This is a genomic window from Halorubrum pallidum, assembly GCF_055380345.1.
Map to the genome: position 1 here is coordinate 2,230,510 of NZ_AP043945.1, position 18,175 is coordinate 2,248,684.

At 67.7% G+C, this 18,175-nt stretch carries 14 protein-coding genes; 9 read left to right on the forward strand and 5 right to left on the reverse strand.

From position 1 onward, the window contains the following. Positions 1 to 7 precede the first annotated feature (7 nt). Positions 8 to 238 carry an H/ACA ribonucleoprotein complex subunit GAR1 gene (locus tag ACZ45C_RS13065; protein ID WP_460561236.1) on the reverse strand — a complete coding sequence of 77 codons (231 nt, stop codon included), beginning with the start codon at positions 236 to 238 and terminating at the stop codon, positions 8 to 10. A gap of 2 nt (positions 239 to 240) precedes the next feature. Continuing rightward, complete coding sequence (gene srp19 / locus ACZ45C_RS13070) at positions 241 to 519, reverse strand: signal recognition particle subunit SRP19 (protein ID WP_460561234.1); 279 nt, start codon at positions 517 to 519, stop codon at positions 241 to 243. Between the two features lie 102 nt (positions 520 to 621). Between srp19 and alaS the strand changes: the two genes are divergently transcribed. The 5 genes from alaS to citZ all read left to right on the forward strand — a co-directional run bounded on the left by alaS (position 622) and on the right by citZ (position 8,230). Beyond that, entirely contained in the window at positions 622 to 3,399 is a 2,778-nt protein-coding gene (gene alaS / locus ACZ45C_RS13075; protein ID WP_460561232.1) for an alanine--tRNA ligase, read from the forward strand. An 18-nt stretch (positions 3,400 to 3,417) separates the two neighbouring features. Then, positions 3,418 to 4,224 (forward strand): alpha/beta fold hydrolase, encoded by an 807-nt coding sequence (locus ACZ45C_RS13080; RefSeq protein ID WP_460561230.1) that lies wholly within the window; start codon positions 3,418 to 3,420, stop codon positions 4,222 to 4,224. 47 nt (positions 4,225 to 4,271) lie between these two features. Next, complete coding sequence (locus ACZ45C_RS13085; protein ID WP_460561228.1) at positions 4,272 to 4,988, forward strand: type 1 glutamine amidotransferase; 717 nt, start codon at positions 4,272 to 4,274, stop codon at positions 4,986 to 4,988. 64 nt (positions 4,989 to 5,052) lie between these two features. Continuing rightward, positions 5,053 to 6,942: a PINc/VapC family ATPase gene (locus ACZ45C_RS13090; protein WP_460561226.1), complete on the forward strand. Its 1,890-nt coding sequence runs from the start codon at positions 5,053 to 5,055 to the stop codon at positions 6,940 to 6,942. Between the two features lie 139 nt (positions 6,943 to 7,081). Then, complete coding sequence (gene citZ, locus ACZ45C_RS13095) at positions 7,082 to 8,230, forward strand: citrate synthase (protein WP_460561224.1); 1,149 nt, start codon at positions 7,082 to 7,084, stop codon at positions 8,228 to 8,230. A 52-nt stretch (positions 8,231 to 8,282) separates the two neighbouring features. Here the strand turns inward: citZ and ACZ45C_RS13100 are convergent, their stop codons facing one another. Continuing rightward, positions 8,283 to 8,927, reverse strand: a complete 645-nt coding sequence (locus ACZ45C_RS13100; RefSeq protein ID WP_460561222.1) for an FAD-dependent oxidoreductase — start codon at positions 8,925 to 8,927, stop codon at positions 8,283 to 8,285. 300 nt (positions 8,928 to 9,227) lie between these two features. Here ACZ45C_RS13100 and ACZ45C_RS13105 point away from each other — a divergent pair, with 300 nt between their 5' ends. The 4 genes from ACZ45C_RS13105 (at position 9,228) to ACZ45C_RS13120 (ending at position 15,695) form a co-directional block, all read left to right on the forward strand. Next, positions 9,228 to 10,985 carry a 2-oxoacid:acceptor oxidoreductase subunit alpha gene (locus tag ACZ45C_RS13105; protein WP_460561220.1) on the forward strand — a complete coding sequence of 586 codons (1,758 nt, stop codon included), beginning with the start codon at positions 9,228 to 9,230 and terminating at the stop codon, positions 10,983 to 10,985. A 3-nt stretch (positions 10,986 to 10,988) separates the two neighbouring features. Next, positions 10,989 to 11,852 (forward strand): 2-oxoacid:ferredoxin oxidoreductase subunit beta, encoded by an 864-nt coding sequence (locus ACZ45C_RS13110; protein ID WP_460561218.1) that lies wholly within the window; start codon positions 10,989 to 10,991, stop codon positions 11,850 to 11,852. Positions 11,853 to 11,917: 65 nt separating this feature from the next. Continuing rightward, on the forward strand, positions 11,918 to 14,335 hold the full coding sequence (locus ACZ45C_RS13115; RefSeq protein WP_464374327.1) for a PAS domain S-box protein: 2,418 nt from the start codon (positions 11,918 to 11,920) through the stop codon (positions 14,333 to 14,335). Positions 14,336 to 14,462: 127 nt separating this feature from the next. Further along, the gene (locus ACZ45C_RS13120) at positions 14,463 to 15,695 is read left to right on the forward strand and encodes a digeranylgeranylglycerophospholipid reductase (protein ID WP_460561215.1); all 1,233 of its coding nucleotides are present in this window, start codon (positions 14,463 to 14,465) and stop codon (positions 15,693 to 15,695) included. A 21-nt stretch (positions 15,696 to 15,716) separates the two neighbouring features. On the opposite strand, the gene ACZ45C_RS13125 is transcribed toward ACZ45C_RS13120, so the two are convergent. Then, positions 15,717 to 17,009, reverse strand: a complete 1,293-nt coding sequence (locus ACZ45C_RS13125) for an ATP-binding cassette domain-containing protein (protein WP_460561213.1) — start codon at positions 17,007 to 17,009, stop codon at positions 15,717 to 15,719. Continuing rightward, complete coding sequence (gene btuC, locus ACZ45C_RS13130) at positions 17,006 to 18,148, reverse strand: vitamin B12 ABC transporter permease BtuC (protein WP_460561212.1); 1,143 nt, start codon at positions 18,146 to 18,148, stop codon at positions 17,006 to 17,008. The genes ACZ45C_RS13125 and btuC overlap by 4 nt, the downstream gene beginning before the upstream one ends. Positions 18,149 to 18,175: the final 27 nt, after the last annotated feature.

An 18,175-nucleotide genomic window follows, 5' to 3' on the forward strand; every position in this document is an offset into this window, starting at 1 on the left:
GTCCGCTTCAGCGTGCGTACATCTTCCCGCCGACGAGCGACGCGAGTCCGACGCCGTCGTTCGGCGTCACCGCCACGTAGGGGCGGTCGACGGGTCCGAACACGTCGACCACGCGGCCGACCGTCGAGAGCGACTCGTCGACGACGGACGAGCCGATCCGCGGCGGCTCTTCGCCCGCCTCGGCGCGAGCTATCGCCAGCCCGCCGGCGGTACGGACGACGGTGCCCACTCGTCGCATCGCTACTCTCGGATGACCCCGAGGTAGGCGGCGATCGCCTGCACGAGGTCGTTTTTGGCCGTGTCCTCGGTCCCACGAACGATCACCATTCCGCGGGGTTCGAACTCGCGGGAGTAGGTCTTATCGCGTTCGATCGCCGCGTCGTAGCCGATCTGCTGGACTGCCTTCGCGATCTCGTCGACGGTCGGATCTTCGACCGCCAGATCCATCGGGACGCGACGGCCCGCCGACCGCGACCGTTCGGCGTCGAAGTACGCGGGATAGACGACGTTCTCGACCATATGCCGGAGAGGCGGGCCCGCGGCGTAAGGCCGTTTCGGACTCGGAGACAGCCCGCAGCCACCCCGGAACCCTTTTGCACCAACACGGGCCACGTTGCTGTAATGAGCGATCTCGAAGCGGAGTACCGGCTCGAGTACTTCGAAGAGGAAGGGTTCGAGCGTAAGGAGTGCCCCTCCTGTGGCGCGCACTTCTGGACCCGCGACCACGAGCGAGAACACTGCGGCGAGCCGCCCTGTGCGGACTACAGCTTCATCGACGATCCGGGGTTCCCGGAGCCGCACTCGCTGTCTGAGATGCGTGAAGCGTTCCTCTCCTTCTTCGAAGAGCACGACCACGAGCGGATCGACCCCTACCCGGTGGCGGCGAACCGCTGGCGCGACGACGTACTCCTGACACAGGCGTCTATCTACGACTTCCAGCCGCTTGTCACGTCCGGACAGACGCCGCCGCCGGCGAATCCGCTCACCATCTCACAGCCCTGCATCCGGATGCAGGACATCGATAACGTCGGGAAGACCGGTCGGCACACCATGGCGTTCGAGATGATGGCCCATCACGCGTTCAACACGCGTGAGGACGCCGACGAGGAGTACGCCTACGAGGGCGAGGTGTACTGGAAAGACGAGACCGTCCGGTACTGCGACGAGTTGTTCGAGAGTCTGGGTGCCGACCTAGATGAGATCACCTACATCGAGGACCCGTGGGTCGGCGGCGGCAACGCCGGTCCCGCCATCGAGGTCATCTACAAGGGCGCGGAGCTGGCGACGCTCGTGTTCATGTGCATGGAACGGGACCCCGACGGCGACTACGAGATGAAAGACGGGCACACGTACTCGTTCATGGACACCTACATCGTCGACACCGGGTACGGGCTCGAGCGGTGGACGTGGATGAGTCAGGGGACCGCCACCGTCTACGAGGCCATCTATCCGGACGCTATAGACTTCCTCAAGGAAAACGCCGGCATCGAACACACGGCCGAGGAGCGCGATATCGTCCATCGCGCGGCGAAGCTCTCCGGGCGGCTCGACATCGACGACGTCGACGACGTGGAGGCCGCCCGTGGCGACATCGCCGAACGGCTCGACGTCGACGTCGACCGGCTCCGCGAGCTGGTCGAGCCGCTCGAATCGATCTACGCGATCGCGGACCACTCGCGGACGCTCGCGTACATGTTCGGCGACGGCATCGTTCCCTCGAACGTCGGCACCGGATACCTCGCGCGGATGGTGCTCCGCCGGATGAAACGGCTGGTCGACGAGGTCGGCGTCGACGCCCCGCTCGACGAGCTGGTAGACATGCAAGCCGATCGGCTCGGCTACGAGAACCGCGATACGATCCGCGAGATCGTCCGCAGCGAGGAGCGGAAGTATCGCAAGACGCTGGAGCGCGGCTCTCGAAAGGTCGAACAGCTCGCCGACGAGTACGCGGGGACCGGCGATCCGATCCCGACCGAGACGCTACTGGAGCTGTACGACTCACACGGGATCCAGCCGGACATGGTCGCCGAGATCGCGGCGGAGCGCGGCGCGACCGTCGACGTTCCCGACGACTTCTACGCGCTCGTCGCCGACCGCCACGAGGAGGCCGACGGCGACGACGCGGCGGCCGAACACGACGAGCGGTTCGCCGATCTCCCCGAGACGGAGAAGCTCTTTTATGACGATCAGGGACGCACCGAGTTCGAGGCGGTCGTCCTCGACGTGTTCGAGCGCGAAGAGGGGTACGACGTCGTGTTGGACCAGACGATGTTCTACCCCGAAGGGGGCGGCCAGCCCGCGGACCGAGGACAGCTCACGGCGGGAGAGACCACGGTCGACGTGACCGATGTACAGGAGGTGGACGGGGTCGTGCTCCATCACGCGGACGCCGATCCCGGAAAGGGCGAGTTCGTTCGCGGGCAGGTCGACGGCGACCGCCGCGACCGGCTCCGCGCACACCACACCGCGACCCACCTCATCGGGCACGCGGCCCGCGAGGTGCTCGGCGACCACGTCCGGCAGGCGGGCGCACAGAAGGGGATCGACTCCTCGCGGCTCGACGTGCGCCACTACGACCGGATCACCCGCGATCAGGTCAAAGCGATCGAACGGGTCGCGAACGATCTCGTTCGCGAGGACGTGGCGGTCAGTCAGGAGTGGCCGGACCGAAACGAGGCGGAAGCCGAACACGGCTTCGACCTGTACCAAGGCGGCGTCCCGCCGGGAACCAACGTTCGGCTCATCCACGTCGGCGACGCCGACGTGCAGGCGTGCGCCGGCACGCACGTCGACCGCACCGGACAGATCGGCGCGGTGAAGGTGCTGAAGACGGAGCCGGTTCAAGACGGCGTCGAACGGATCGTCTTCGCCGCCGCCGGCGCGGCGGTCGAGGCGACCCAGCGAACCGAGGACGCGCTGTACGACGCCGCCGACGCCCTCGACGTCGACCCGCTCGACGTGCCCGAGACGGCCGAGCGGTTCTTCGAGGAGTGGAAGGCGCGGGGCAAAGAGATCGAGTCGCTCAAAGAGGAACTCGCGGCTGCGCGGGCGTCCGGCGGTGCCGACGCCGAGGAGGTCGAGGTCGCCGGAACGACGGCCGTCATCCAGCGTCTCGACGGCGACGCCGACGAGCTGCGCGCGACGGCGAACGCCCACGTCGATGACGGGAAGATCGCCGTCGTCGGAAGCGGTGCCGGCGGCTCCGCGAGCTTCGTCGTCGGCGTCCCCGACGGCGTCGGGGTCAACGCCGGGCAGGTCGTCGCGGCGCTCGCCGACCGGGTCGGCGGCGGGGGCGGCGGTCCGCCGGACTTCGCACAGGGCGGCGGGCCGGATGTCGACGCGCTCGACGAGGCCCTGGAGGCGGCACCGGAGATAGTGCGCAGCGTCCAAGAGGCGTGACTCGCGGGGATCTCACCGATGCCGAGAGCCGATAACGCCGGCGTCTCGATCCGGTACGAAGTCGACGCGCCTGACGCGGGCGACGCCGACGAGGCGGTCGTGTTCTGCGGGGACGTCGGCCTCGGCGCGTGGCAGTTCGGCTGGCAACACGCCGCGCTCGCGGGGCCACATACGGTCGTCACGCCTGAGACGCGGGGGGTCGGTCGGTCCGACGCGCCGCCCGGCCCGTACGCGGTCGAAGCGCTCGCGAGCGACATCGACGCCGTCTGCGCCGATGCGGGGATACGGAACGCTCACGTCGTCGGCTACGGACTGGGTGGGATGGTCGGGCTCGCGTACGCACTCGCCTCGTCGCGCCCCGCGAGCCTGACCGTCGTCGGAACGCCGCCGTCGGGCGCTTCCTACAACTCCGAGGGAGTGTGGGCCGATCCGTCGGCGCCGGCGGCGGTCGAGGGATCGCTGAGGGGGCTCCTCTCCGAGTCGTTCCGCGAGACGCACCCGGACGTGCTCTCGCGGATCACGGACTGGCGGCTCGGAGAGGACGCCGACCGCGAGACGTTCGAGGCCCACCGCGCGGCCGTGGAGGGATTCGACGTATCGGGTCGGCTGTACGAGATCACGACGCCGACGCTCGTCGTCCACGGCGCGGCTGACGCGGTCTGTCCGCTCACCGCCGCGGAGACGCTCACCGACGGGCTCCCGCGCGGCGAGTCGCTCGTGGTCGAAGACGCGCGCCACCTCGTCGGGGTGGAGGCGTCCGCCGCGGTCAACGACGCGCTGGCCGGTTGGCTCGCGGAACACGCCGACGATCCGTTCGCGGAGTGATCGACGCGCCACAACCGTTTTCAGTTTCTCGCGCCTCGATACGGGCAATGACACGCCTCCGGTTTGCGCTCTTGAACGCGGCACAAACAGACGGGAACACCCGGCGGAACTTCCGTCGCGAACTCGACGCCGACCTCGTGGAGTTCGACGCCGCGAACGGCCACCTCCCCGACCACACCGACTTCGACGGCGTCGTGGTCACCGGGTCTCGGTCCTCGGTCTACTGGGACGAGGCGTGGATCCCCCCGCTCATCGAGTACGTCGCCGACGTCGCCGACGCGGGCGTACCGGTGCTCGGCGTCTGTTACGGCCACCAAGTGCTCGCGGAGGCACTCGGCGGACGCGTCGCCGGGATGGACGGGTTCGAGATCGGCTACAACACGGTGCGACACCGCGGGGACGACCCGCTGTTCGAGGGCGTCGACGAGGAGTTCACCGTCTTCACGACGCACGGCGACACGGTCATCGATCTCCCGCCGAACGCAACGCTGCTCGCCGAGAACGACCACGGGGTCCACGCGTTCCGCGACGGTCACTGCTGGGGCGTCCAGTTCCACCCGGAATACGACATCGACACCGCTCGCGAGGTCACGGAGGGCAAACGCGAGCGGCTCACTGACGCCCGCGTCGACGCCGTTTTAGATGCGATCACGCCCGACGCCTACGACGCCGCCTGTGAGGTAAAACCGATCTTCGACAACTTCGTCGCGTACGCTCGCCGGCTGAAGGCCGATCGGGAATCGGCGGCCGCCGCCGACGACTGACCGTCGTCCGCTCGGGGGCGTCCGGGTCGAACACCCTTATACCGCTCCCGCTCGGAGCCACGGTATGAAGGTAGTACCGGACACCAGTGCGGTCGTCGACGGCCGCGTGTCCGAACGCGTCGCCTCCGGGATCTACGAGTCGGTGACGGTCCTCGTTCCCGAGGCCGTCGTGGGCGAACTGGAGTCGCAGGCCAACGACGGTCTGGAGTCGGGATGGGACGGCCTGAGCGAACTCAAGCGGCTCGCCGACCTCGCCGACGAGGGGACGATCGAACTGCGGTACGTCGGCGAGCGCGCGAGCGGCGACGCCAGATCGCACGCCCACGAGGGCGACGTCGACGCGCTGATCCGCGATCTGGCGACCGATCACGGGGCCACCCTCCTGTCGAGTGACGTCGTGCAGGCCGAAGTCGCCCGCGCGAAGGGGGTCGACGTCGAGTACGTCGAGCCGGTCGCCCGCGGCGTCGTCGACGAGCTGCCGATCCAGCACTTCTTCACCGACGAGACGATGTCGGTCCACCTCAAGACCGGGACGGTTCCGAAGGCCAAACGGGGGCAGCTCGGCGAGATGCGGTACGTCGAGATCGCCGACGAGACGACCGAAGAAGAACAGATGCGCGAGTGGGCGACCGCGATCGTCGACCTCGCGCGCCAGTCGAACGAGGGGTTCATCGAACTCTCTGACGACGGGATGGACATCGTACAGTTCCGGAACTACCGGATCGCGGTCGCGCGGCCCCCCTTCGCCGACGGGATCGAGATCACGGCGGTCAGGCCGATCGCGAAGACGACGCTCGACGACTACGAGTTCGCTGACGAACTCCGCGAGCGGTTCCTCGAACGGAAGCGCGGCGTGCTCATCTCCGGGTCGCCCGGAGCGGGGAAGTCGACGTTCGCGCAGGCGGTCGCGGAGTTCCTCAACGACGCCGACTACGCCGTGAAGACGATGGAGAAGCCGCGGGACCTGCAGGTCGGTCCGGAGATCACCCAGTACGGCGCGCTCGGCGGTGACATGGCGAACACGGCCGACTCGCTGCTCTTGGTCCGGCCCGACTACACCGTCTACGACGAGGTGCGCAAGACCGACGACTTCGAGGTGTTCTCGGACATGCGGATGGCCGGCGTCGGGATGGTTGGCGTCGTCCACGCCTCCCGAGCGATCGACGCGCTCCAGCGGCTCGTCGGTCGCGTCGAACTCGGGATGATCCCGCAGATCGTCGACACGGTCATCTACATCGAGGCCGGCGAGATCCACACCGTCTACGACGTCGAAACCGAAGTGAAGGTTCCGGCGGGGCTCACCGCCGAGGACCTCGCGCGTCCGGTCATTCAGGTGTCGAACTTCGAGACCGGTCGCCCCGAGTACGAGATATACACGTTCAACCGGCAAGTCGTCACGGTCCCGCTCGACGACGCGGACGGCGACGACGCGGACACCGGCGTCGGCCGGATCGCCAAACAGGAGATCGAACGGGAGATCCGGTCGGTCGCCCACGGACACGTCGACGTCGAGCTGAAGGGCACCGACACGGCGATCGTGTACGTCACCGAGGGCGACATCGGCACCGTCATCGGCAAGGGCGGCGGGCGAATCAGCGACATCGAGAACCGACTCGGCATCGAGATCGACGTCCGGACGCACGCGGACAAGCCCGGCGGGGCGAGCGAGTCCCCGGGCAGTGGCGGCTCCGGCGGCGCGGGCGAACCCGGCGGGCAGGTCGGCGAGGAGCGCGGCACCGTCGTCGAACCGGAGATCACCTCCCGACACGTCGTCATCGACGTCGACGACGGCGTCGGCGAGACCGTCGAGGTGCGCGCCGACGGTGAGTATCTCTTCACGGCTACCGTCGGCCGCGGCGGCGAGGTCCAGGTCTCTCGCGGTTCCGCGATCGCCGAGGAGCTGGAAGACGCGATCGACCGCAAGCGGACGGTGACTGTCGTTCCGGCGCGCTGACGCGCGGTGTCGTCTTCTGACGGCCGAAACCGCCTCCGTGTGTGTGTCCGTCGTTCGATCGACATCGACTACCACGATCGTCGAATCGTATCCCTCCTGAAAGATAACGCTTTTTTGGTGGTGGAAGGAACTCTCCTCCATGTCAGACGAGTTAAAGCGCGGGCTCGAAGGCGTCCTCGTCGCGGAGTCGGATCTGAGTTACGTCGACGGCGAGGTTGGCAAGCTCGTGTACCGCGGATACGACATCGAGGACCTCGCGCGCGGCGCGAGCTACGAGGAGGTGTTGTACCTCCTCTGGTACGGCTCGCTGCCGACACGGGAGGAGCTCGAAACGTTCGCCGCGGAACTCGCCGCCGAACGAGACGTCGACGACAGCGTGCTCGAAACCGTCCGCACGCTCGCTGACGCCGGCGAGCGTCCGATGGCCGCGCTACGGACCGCGACATCGATGCTCTCGGCGTACGAGCCCGAGCCCGACGCGGACCCCGAGGACCTCGACGCGACGCTCCGACAGGGGCGTCGGATCACCGCGAAGATCCCGACGGTTCTCGCCGCCTTCGAGCGCGCGCGCCAAGGCGAGGATCCGATTGCGCCCGACTCCGATCTCTCGCACGCGGCGAACTTCCTCTACATGCTCACGGGGACCGAGCCCGACGCCGTCAGCGCGGAGACGTTCGACATGGCGCTCACGCTCCACGCCGACCACGGGCTCAACGCCTCGACGTTCACGGCGATGGTGATCGGCTCGACGATGGCCGACATCTACTCCGGCGTCACCGGGGGTATCGGCGCGCTCTCCGGGTCACTCCACGGCGGGGCGAACCAAGACGTCATGGAGGTGCTCTACGAGATCGACGCGTCTGAGAAGGACCCCGTCGAGTGGGTGAAAGACGCCCGGGACAGCGGCCGCCGCATCCCCGGGTTCGGCCACCGCGTGTACGCGGTGAAAGATCCGCGCGCGAAGATCCTCGAAGAGAAACTGCGTGACCTCGCGGAGTCGTCCGGCGACACGAAGTGGCTCGACTACACCACCGCGATCGAGGAGTACCTCACCGATCAGGGGCTCTTGGAGAAGGGAATCGCGCCCAACGTCGACTTCTACTCCGGGTCGGTGTACGACTCGATGGGCATCCCGGTCGACATGTACACGCCCATCTTCGCGATGAGCCGCGTCGGCGGGTGGATAGCACACGTCGTCGAGTATCAGGATGACAACCGCCTCATCCGACCGCGCGCGCGGTACACCGGCCCCGACGACGTCTCGTTCGTTCCCGTCGACGAGCGTTGACTCGATCGGATACCGCCGATCGACGCTCGCTCGACCGCGTTCGTGGACGGCGCTAGCCGAAGTTCTCGATCTTCGCGGCGTCCGCGTCCCCGCCGACGGCCTCGATGGCCGCGGTCGCGTCGTCGACGAGGTCGGCGAATCCGTAGACGAAAATCGCCTCGCCGGCTCCGCCCGTCACCACGTCTTCGAGGGCATCTCGCAGGTCCGCATCGGCGTCGAGTAGGTGAACCGTCGCGCCTCGATCCGTCAGCCGCTCGATTCGGTCGGCGTGTGCCACGTCGTCGTCGCGGTAGACGATCGCCGCCTCGCCGCCGTCGTCGAGCGCGCGTTCCGCGATGGCGACCGCCGGCCCGACGCCGGGCCCACCGGCGACGACCACCGCACGGGACTCGCCGGCGTAGTGCTGATCGCCGTACGGCCCGGAGAGCGTCATCTCCGTCCCGGCCGCCGCGTTCGCGAGGAACGCGGAGAAGTCGCCGCCGTCGTCCGGATCGATGCCGACGGTAACCTCGAAGCTGTCGCCGACGGTCGGCGAGGAGAGCGTGTAGAAGCGGGCGATCGACTCGCCGTCGATCTCGGTGCCGAGCTTCACGAACTGTCCCGGTTCGGCGGCGAAATCGTCCGGTGCGTGAAATCGGAGGGCGTACGTGTTGCGGCCGACCGTCTCGACCGCACTGACCGTGACTGTCGTCTCCATGGCCTCGATCCGGTCGGCGGACACAAACGTGTTCCCGTCGGCGTCGGTCCTGCCTCCGTCGAAACGTCGGCCGTTTCGGCCGTCCACCCGCTGAGAATTCGACACATGTCGAAAAGACCTGCGACAGAACGGGTCGATCGTGAGGGATCTGGTGAACGTACGTCAAATATAACTCTATATTTTTCCAATACGTGGTTATAAACCAGAAATATTTTCGTATAAAACATCGTATGCGCAGATCTGCTTCGGTGGCTCCTTCCAGAAGTCTTTTGATGAGTCCGGTGAAAGTCCGTCCATAGCATGGCTGCGGACTTCAACTGGGCCGTCGGCGGGGAGGCCGGCGACGGCATCGACTCGACCGGGAAGATCTTCGCGCAAGCGCTCTCTCGGGCGGGGCGACACGTGTTCACATCGAAGGACTTCGCGTCGCGGATCCGGGGCGGATACACCGCTTACAAGGTGCGAACGTCCGTCGACAAGGTACAGAGCGTCGTCGATCGTCTGGACGTGCTCATCGCGTTGACCCCGCGGACCATCGAGGAGAACCTCGAAGAACTCCACGAGGGTTCGGTGATCATCTACGACGGCGAGCGGACCACGATGCAGGACGTCGAGATCCCCGACGGGATGATCGGGATCGACGTTCCGCTCAAGCGGCTCGCCGAGGAGGCCGGCGGCGCGATCATGCGGAACGTCGTCGCGCTCGGTGCCGCCTGCGAGGTCGCCGACTTCCCCATCGAGAACCTCGACTCGGCGCTCGAAAAGCGCTTCGCGGACAAGGGCCAGAAACTCGTCGACAACAACAAGGAGGCCGCCCGCGCGGGCCGATCGTACGTCTCCGAAGAGTTCGATCACGAGTTCGACTACGACCTGGAGACGACAGACGAGGACTACGTCCTCCTCAACGGCGACGAGGCGATCGGCATGGGTGCCATCGCGGCCGGCTGTCGCTTCTACGCCGGCTACCCGATCACGCCCGCGACCGACGTGATGACGTACCTCACCGGCCGCATCGAGCGGTACGGCGGCCACGTCGTCCAGGCGGAAGACGAGCTGTCCGCGATCAACATGGCGCTCGGGGCCGCCCGCGGGGGCGCGCGATCCATGACCGCCACGTCCGGTCCCGGAATCGACTTGATGACGGAGACGTTCGGTCTCATCGCGACGAGCGAGACACCGCTCGTCATCTGTAACGTGATGCGCTCGGGCCCTTCGACGGGGATGCCGACGAAACAGGAGCAGGGCGACTTGAATCAGATGCTGTACGGCGGCCACGGCGAGGTGCCGCGGTTCGTGCTCGCCCCCACGACGATCGCCGAGTGCTTCTGGAAGACCGTCGAGGCGTTCAACCTCGCCGAGAAGTACCAGCTCCCCGTCTACCTCACCGCCGACCTCTCGATGGCGGTCACAGAGCAGACGTTCACGCCGGACACCTTCGACATGGACGCGGTCGAAGTCGACCGCGGCTTCGTCGTCGACGAGGCCGACATCGACGATCACATGAGCGAGTCGGGCGGCTTCCAGCCCCACGAGATCACGGACGACGGGATCTCACCGCGCGCGTTCCCCGGCACGGCCGACGGCGCGCACATGTCCACCGGTCTCGAACACGACGAGCAGGGCCGCCGAACCGAGGACACCGAGATGCGCATCGATCAGGTCGACAAGCGCAACCGGAAGGTCGAGACCGCCCGCAAGCGCGAGGACTGGAGCCCGCGCGAGTTCGGCGACGAGGACGCCGACACCCTCGTGATCACGTGGGGATCGAACGAGGGCGCGCTCGCCGAGGCGATCGATCTGCTCTCCGAGGACGGTCCCGACGTGCGGGTCCTCTCGGTCCCGTACATCTTCCCGCGACCGGACCTCTCCGAGGACGTGGCGGCGGCAGAGAACGTCATCGTCGTCGAGTGTAACGAGCAGGGACAGTTCGCCGACCTCGTGGAGCACGACGTGCTCGAACGGGTCGACCGGATAAACAAATACAACGGCGTGCGGTTCAAGGCCGACGAACTCGCAGACGAAATCAAAGCCACCCTCGCGGCGGAGGTGGAGGCGTAACCAATGAGCTCAGACATTCGATTCACCGACTTCAAGTCCGATAAGCAGCCGACGTGGTGTCCGGGGTGCGGCGACTTCGGCACGATGAACGGCATGATGAAGGCGCTCGCGGAGACGGGCAACGACCCCGACAACACCTTCGTCGTCGCCGGCATCGGCTGTTCCGGCAAGATCGGCACGTACATGCATAGCTACGCGCTCCACGGCGTGCACGGACGCGCGCTCCCAGTCGGGACCGGCGTCAAGATGGCCCGCCCCGATATCGAAGTGATGGTCGCCGGCGGCGACGGCGACGGCTACTCCATCGGCGCGGGTCACTTCGTCCACGCCGTCCGGCGCAACGTCGACATGACGTACGTCGTGATGGACAACCGGATCTACGGGCTGACGAAGGGGCAGGCCTCGCCGACCTCGCGCGAGGACTTCGAGACGTCGACCAGTCCGGAGGGACCCAAACAGCCCCCAGTCAACCCGCACGCACTGGCGCTGGCGTCGGGCGCGACGTTCATCGCGCAGTCGTTCTCCTCTGACGCGCTCCGCCATCAGGAGATCGTCCAGCGGGCGGTCGAACACGACGGGTTCGGCTTCGTGAACGTCTACTCACCGTGTGTCACGTTCAACGACGTCGACACGTACGACTACTTCCGCGACTCGCTCGTCGATCTCAAGGAGACGGACCACGACCCGTCCTCCCGCGAGGACGCCAAGGACGCGATCTTAAACAGCGAGAAGGAGTACCAGGGAGTAATCTATCAAGACGAGAACTCGGTGCCGTACCACGAGCAACACGGCGTCGACGAGGACATGTCCGTCATTCCGGACGGTGCGCCCGAACAGGCGACCGACCTCGTCCGCGAGTTCTACTGAGTCGACGGAAGTCCGGGCCTTTTCACCGGTTGGGGGTGTGCCGTCGCGGCGGCCGTCACAGCTATGTGGCCGAGACGCGACGGCCGGGATACAGCATGGACGAGATCCGGGTTCTCCACGTCGACGACGAGCCCGACTTCGCCGATCTGACGGCCGCGTTTCTCGAACGCGCCGACGAGCGGTTCGTAGTCGAGACGGCCACGTCGGTCGCGTCGGGACTCCGCGCGTTGGACGAGGACCGGACCGTCGACTGCATAGTGTCCGATTACGACATGCCGGAGCGGTCGGGGATCGACTTCCTCCGGACCGTTCGCGAGGAGCATCCGCACCTCCCGTTCGTGCTGTTCACGGGGAAGGGCTCCGAGACGGTAGCGAGCGAGGCGCTCCGTGCCGGTGCGACCGATTACCTCCAGAAGGAATCGAGTACGGAACAGTACGAACTGCTCGCAAACCGCGTTACGAACGCCGTGCGGCAGTTTCGCGGTCGGCGCGCTGAACAGCGGCTCGTCGAGGTCGCGGACAACACCGATCGGCTCATATTCGTCTTCGACGCCGACTGGAGCGAGCTGCTGTTCGTGAGCGCCGCCTACGAGGAACTGTGGGGGCGGTCGATATCCGAGTTGAACGACGATCCGACCGCGTTCCTCGACGGCGTGCACCCCGACGACTGCGGGCGCGTGCGAGACGCGATGGACCGGCTCGCCGCCGGCGAGCCGGTCGAGCTGACGTTCCGCGTCACGCCGAGTGAGGACACCCTGCGGTGGATCGAGGTCCGCGGCGAGCCGATCCGCGACGAGACGGGGTCGGTCGTTCGGGTTGCCGGGTTCGGCGTGGACGTGACCGACGCACAGCGCCGGCGACAGAGACAACAACGCCAGCGGGAGACGCTGCTCCGATTGGCCACGGACGATGCGGTGGCCGACGGTTCCTTCGAAGCGGCGATCCGAACGATCACGGAGGCGACCGCTCGGGTGCTCGACGTCGACCGCGTCAACGTCTGGCTGACCGCTCCCGAATCGGGCGGCGACGAGACGGAACACGCCGACGGAGAGGTGCTTCACTGCGTCGACGACTACGACCGTCGGGCCGACGAGCACGGCGCGGGAGCCCGGCTGCGGATCGACGAACATCCCGCGTACTTAGAGGCGCTCGAAACGAACCGCGCGATCGCCGTCGACGACGCCGAGGCCGACCCGCGAACGGCCGAGCTGGCGGACGGCTACCTCGCGACGCACGACGTCGGTGCGCTGCTCGACGGGACGCTCCGGTCCGGCGGCGACGTGATCGGAATGATCTGTCACGAGTGCGTCGGGGAGACGCGCGAGTGGACCAACGACGAGGTCGAGTTCGCGAGCGACGTGGCGGAGGTCGTCCACCGCGCGGTTCGGAACCGCGAGCGCGCGGCGCGCGAACGCGACCTCGAACGGTACGAGACGATCGTCCAGTCGCTCGCGGACGCGGTGTACACGCTCGACGACGAGGGACGGATCGACTTCGTCAACGACGCGTACGCGGAGATGAAGGGGGCGAGTCGCGAGGAACTGCTCGGGAGACCGATACGCGATCTCGTCGACGACGAGGTGATCGCACAGACGACCGCGATGTACGAGTCGCTGGACCGGCGCGACGGAGATATCGCCCGGATCGAGTACGACTTCCGGACGATAGACGGCGAGACGATCCCGGTCGAACTCCGATTCACGTCGCTTCCGGGGTCCGAAGACGGGGCCGCGCGCGTCGGCGTGATCCGCGATATCACCGATCGGAAAGAGCGGGAGCGCGAACTCGAACGACAGAACGAGCGGTTGGACGCGTTCACGAGGCTCGTCTCTCACGACCTGCGGAACCCGCTTCGCGTGGCGGCGGGAAACCTCGACCTCGCGCGAGAGTCGTGTGACAGCCCGCGACTGGACGACGCGGCCGACGCCTTGGACCGGATGGGATCGCTCATCGACGACCTCCTCGCCGTCGCTCGCGAGGGATCGTCGGTCGACGATCCCGGACCGCTCGACCTCGCTGACACCGTCGAGGCCTCCTGGCGCAACGTCGAGACCGGCGACGCGACGCTCGCGATCGAGACGGACGCGTCGGTACGAGGCGACGAGAGCCGGCTCCGACAGCTCTTCGAGAACCTCTTTCGGAACGGCGTGGAACACGGGACCCCGAGCGGCCGGACGCGGTCCGATGACGCGGTCGAACACGACGCGGCGGGCGGCGGGGACGGAGACGGATCGCCGCTGACGATCGCGGTCGGCGAACTCGACGACGGGTCCGGCTTCTACGTCGAAGACGACGGTATCGGAATTCCCGCGGATCGGCGTGAATCGGTGTTCGAGAGCGGCTACACCACCGATACCGACGGGACCGGCTTCGGCCTCACTATCGCGCGGGAAGTCGTCGAGGCTCACGGGTGGGAGATCGAGGTGACCGCGGGCAACACGGGCGGCGCGCGCTTCGAGATCACCGGCGTGTCGTTCGAGTGAGCCGCGTGGACGCGCGGTCGAATTCCGACCTCGACGATCGGCCAAAATACGCCGGTAGCGAGGTCTCAGCGGTCGATAGCAACCAGTTTCAGCAAGCCTAATTACGTGGGTCCGTATTCACGGGTATATGGTTGACCGCTACGACGTCGTGATCGCGGGTGCCGGACCGGCGGGGGCACAGTGCGCCCGCGATCTGGCGACCCGCGGCTACGACGTCGTCGTCCTCGAAACGGAGCCGGAAACGGAGTTCCCCCGCCAGAGCAACAAATCGACAGCCGGCACCTTCCCGTCGATGATGTCCGCGTTCGGTATCCCAGACGACGTGGTGATGTCGTACACCGACGACGTGGTGTTGGAGTCGCCGAACAGCTACTACGAGAGCTACCAGCCCGGCGCAGTGTTGGAGTTCGCGGAATTCAAGCGCTTCCTCGTCGAGGACGGCCGCGAGAACGGTGCGGAGTACCGGTTCGACGCGCGCGTCTCCAGACCGATCCTCGACGACGACGGCGTCATCGAAGGGGTGCGGTACAACGGGGACGAGACGGTGTACGGCGAGGTCGTGGTCGACGCCACCGGCCCGGCCGCTCCGATCGCGAGCGCGCTCGACGTGGTAGACTTAGAGCGCGAGAACCAGGCGATCGGCATCGAATACGAGATGGAGGGCGTAGAGATGAACCACCCGGAGTACGCCGACCTCCGGCGCGCGATGATGCTCCGGCTCGACCACGACATCGCTCCCGGCGGCTACTCGTGGATCTTCGCCACCGGCGAGGACACGGCGAAGGTCGGCCTCTGTTACATCCAGAACGACCGCCACCGAGAGTTCGCCGACGAGGGGCAGACCGTCGACGGTTATCTGAACGAGTGGGTCGACCGAGATCCGAGGTTCGCCGACGCCGAGCGCCTCGGCGAGAAGGTCCACCGCGGCTCCGCACACATTCAGATGCCCGACGGGATGCACACCGACCGCTTCCTCGCCATCGGTGACACGGTCCCCTCGATCGACCCGCTGTGGGGCGAGGGGATCCACAAGGGGATGAAGTCGGCCCGCGCCGCGGCGGCGACCATCGACCGATGTCTCACCGACTCCGAGCGCCGCCTCGACGCGGAGAGTCTCTCCGTCTACGAGCGGCTCTGGCACCGCGACGTCGCGCCGCGGATGAAATCGCGGCTGATGCTCACGCGACTGCTGTACCTCGCGCCGAACGAGCGATACGATCGCTTCATGCGCGACCTCCGCGCGGCCGACGAGAACACGCTGGATAAGGCGAATCAGGGCGACATCGCCGCGATGTCGAAGCTTCTTCACCTCGACGATATCCAGCTTTTGGCCACTTTCGCCCGCGAGCACTTTCTGTAGCGCGTCACCCGATCGATCCTCTCACGCCGTGTTCGACCGGCGGTCCTCGTCGTCCGCCGTCTCCGGTCTGCCGTCGCCGTCGAGTTCAGACTCGCGAACCGACGCCAAGAGCGCCTCGTCGCTCTCGTTCCCGTCGACGTAGACGACGCGGTCGGCGGTGTCGAGGACCGTCGCGTTCGGCCCTCCGGGCGGAGATTCGCCGACCGCGATCGTCACGTCGGCCTCTCGCGCGAGAGCGCTCGCGGCGTCTCGCCGCTTGTCGTCCACAGGCTCGAACGGCGGGGCGACGACGACTGCCGCACCCGCGTCCTCGGCGACCGCGGCGGCCGCGTCGCCCTCCGGAACGACGCCGACTGAGAGTTCGTGGCCAGCGGCGGCGAGCCGGGCGAGCACCCGCGCCGCGTCTCGGCCGCCCCCGACGACGTGGACGCGCCGGCTCGCCGCCGAACCGGACGCGTCACTCGGATCCGACGAGCCGTGACCGCCGGATACGCCGGGCGCGTCGACAGCGTCGAACGCCGTCACCGCGGGCGACCCGGTCGCCGGACTCCGTCCGACGAAGGCCTCGGCGTCGAAGGCGGCGCGCAGCGTGTCAGCGGTCAACACGTCTTCCGGCGGGCCGGCGGCGTGGACCCCGCCGTTCGCGAGGACGACGAGTTCGTCGCAGTACCGGGCGGCCATGTCGAGGTCGTGGATCGCCGCGAGCGCGCCGCGCCCGTCGTCGACGAGGTCGCGGACGAGTTCGAGCGTTCCCGCGGCGTGATTCACGTCGAGGCTCGCCGTGGGCTCGTCGAGCAGCAACGCTGGCGTCTCCTGTGTCAGCGCCCGAGCGAGGAGGACGCGCTGGCGCTCGCCGCCCGACACCTCGGTGATCGGTCGGTCGGCGAAGCGAGTCACTCCCGCGGCGTCCATCGCTTCGCGGACCGCGCGCTCGTCGTCGGCCCCGTGGCCGTCGAACCGCCCGAGGTGTGGGGTTCGCCCCATCTCCACGACGTGGCGCACCCGAAAGTCGAACGCGAGGCTCGTCTCTTGGGGGACGCTCGCGACGCGCCGACCGGTCTCGCGCGCGGAGAGGTCCGCGACCGGATCGCCGTCGATCCGGACCGACCCCGCGTCCGGCGCTATCGTCCCCTTGATCGCCCGGAGGACGGTGGTCTTTCCCGCTCCGTTCGGGCCGACCAGCCCGACCAGGTCGCCGCGGTCGACGCGGAGGTCGACGCCCGAGACGACGGGGACGTCGCCGAAGGCGACCGCGAGCCCCTCGACGGCGACGAGCGGAGCGTCGCGGTCGGCCGCGTCCGGAGGATCGCTCACAGCTCGTGCACCTCCCGGCTCACGAGCAGATAGACGAAGAAGGGCGCGCCGACGGCGGCGGTGACGATCCCGACGGGAAGCTCCGTGCTCCCGGAGCGAGCCACCGTGTCGGCGGCGACGAGGAACGACCCGCCGGCGAGCGCCGCAGTCGGCAGCAGGACGCGGTGGTCCGGGCCGACAACCAGTCGGAGCATGTGGGGGACGATCAGCCCGACGAAGCCGATGACTCCCGCGAAGGCGACCCCCGCAGCGGTGATCAGCGCGGAGGCGCAGAGTAAGATTCGCTTCGTGCGTTCGACGGCGATGCCGAGCCCGCGCGCCTCCTCCTCGCCGAGCAGCAGGACGTTGAGGTCGCGGGCGTACGCGAGCAGGAGGAGGAAAAGCGGCGGTACGACGGCCGCGGTGACTGCCACGTCGCTCCACGCGGCCCCCGAGAGGTGGCCCATCAGCCACGCGACGACCCGGCGGAGCGACTCGCCGGCCTGCAGTTGGAGGTACGATATCATCGCACCGAGGAACGTCTGGACGGCCACGCCGGCGAGGAGCAGGGTTGCAACCGGCGTCCGACCGTGTGTGGTCGCGATTGCGTAGACGCCGAAGGCGGCCGCGAGCGCGCCGACGAACGCGAAGAGACTCAGACCCGCGCCGTTCGGAATACCCACGTCGACCGCGCCGACGAACGGGACGGAGAGGGTGACGGACAGCGCGACGGGGAACACGATGAACGCGACCGCGCCGGCAGCCGCACCGGACGAGACACCGATGATCGACGGGTCGGCCATCGGGTTACGGAAGAATCCCTGCATGACCGTGCCGGCGGCCGCGAGCGCGAACCCGACGAGCGCGGCCAACAGGATCCGGGGGAGTCGGACGCCGACGACGATCTGGCGGTGGATGTCGTCGACGGGAAAGGCGAATATCGACCGGTATGCAACGTCGACTCCCGGCAACAGCAGCGGTCCGCTCCCGAGCGAGGTGAACTCGACGCCGACCGGGACCACAAGCGCGTTCACCACCGCCTTCACGACCTCGGTGGGCGGAACGGTGACCGGGCCGATCGCGGCGCTCACCACCATCACGGCGACGAGCGTCGCCGCGAGCGCCGCGGACCACGCCATCGATCGCGTCCACGTGTGCATCTGTTCACCAAGGAGACTTGTGGTAGG

What these genes read in the sequence shown, in the direction of transcription:
- alaS (WP_460561232.1), top strand. Translation starts at nt 622, where the DNA reads ATGAGCGATCTCGAAGCGGAGTACCGGCTCGAGTACTTCGAAGAGGAA.
- ACZ45C_RS13105 (WP_460561220.1), top strand. Translation starts at nt 9,228, where the DNA reads ATGGCTGCGGACTTCAACTGGGCCGTCGGCGGGGAGGCCGGCGACGGC.
- ACZ45C_RS13090 (WP_460561226.1), top strand. Translation starts at nt 5,053, where the DNA reads ATGAAGGTAGTACCGGACACCAGTGCGGTCGTCGACGGCCGCGTGTCC.
- ACZ45C_RS13085 (WP_460561228.1), top strand. Translation starts at nt 4,272, where the DNA reads ATGACACGCCTCCGGTTTGCGCTCTTGAACGCGGCACAAACAGACGGG.
- ACZ45C_RS13120 (WP_460561215.1), top strand. Translation starts at nt 14,463, where the DNA reads ATGGTTGACCGCTACGACGTCGTGATCGCGGGTGCCGGACCGGCGGGG.
- ACZ45C_RS13110 (WP_460561218.1), top strand. Translation starts at nt 10,989, where the DNA reads ATGAGCTCAGACATTCGATTCACCGACTTCAAGTCCGATAAGCAGCCG.
- srp19 (WP_460561234.1), bottom strand. Translation starts at nt 519, where the DNA reads ATGGTCGAGAACGTCGTCTATCCCGCGTACTTCGACGCCGAACGGTCG.
- btuC (WP_460561212.1), bottom strand. Translation starts at nt 18,148, where the DNA reads ATGCACACGTGGACGCGATCGATGGCGTGGTCCGCGGCGCTCGCGGCG.
- ACZ45C_RS13080 (WP_460561230.1), top strand. Translation starts at nt 3,418, where the DNA reads ATGCCGAGAGCCGATAACGCCGGCGTCTCGATCCGGTACGAAGTCGAC.
- ACZ45C_RS13100 (WP_460561222.1), bottom strand. Translation starts at nt 8,927, where the DNA reads ATGGAGACGACAGTCACGGTCAGTGCGGTCGAGACGGTCGGCCGCAAC.
- ACZ45C_RS13065 (WP_460561236.1), bottom strand. Translation starts at nt 238, where the DNA reads ATGCGACGAGTGGGCACCGTCGTCCGTACCGCCGGCGGGCTGGCGATA.
- citZ (WP_460561224.1), top strand. Translation starts at nt 7,082, where the DNA reads ATGTCAGACGAGTTAAAGCGCGGGCTCGAAGGCGTCCTCGTCGCGGAG.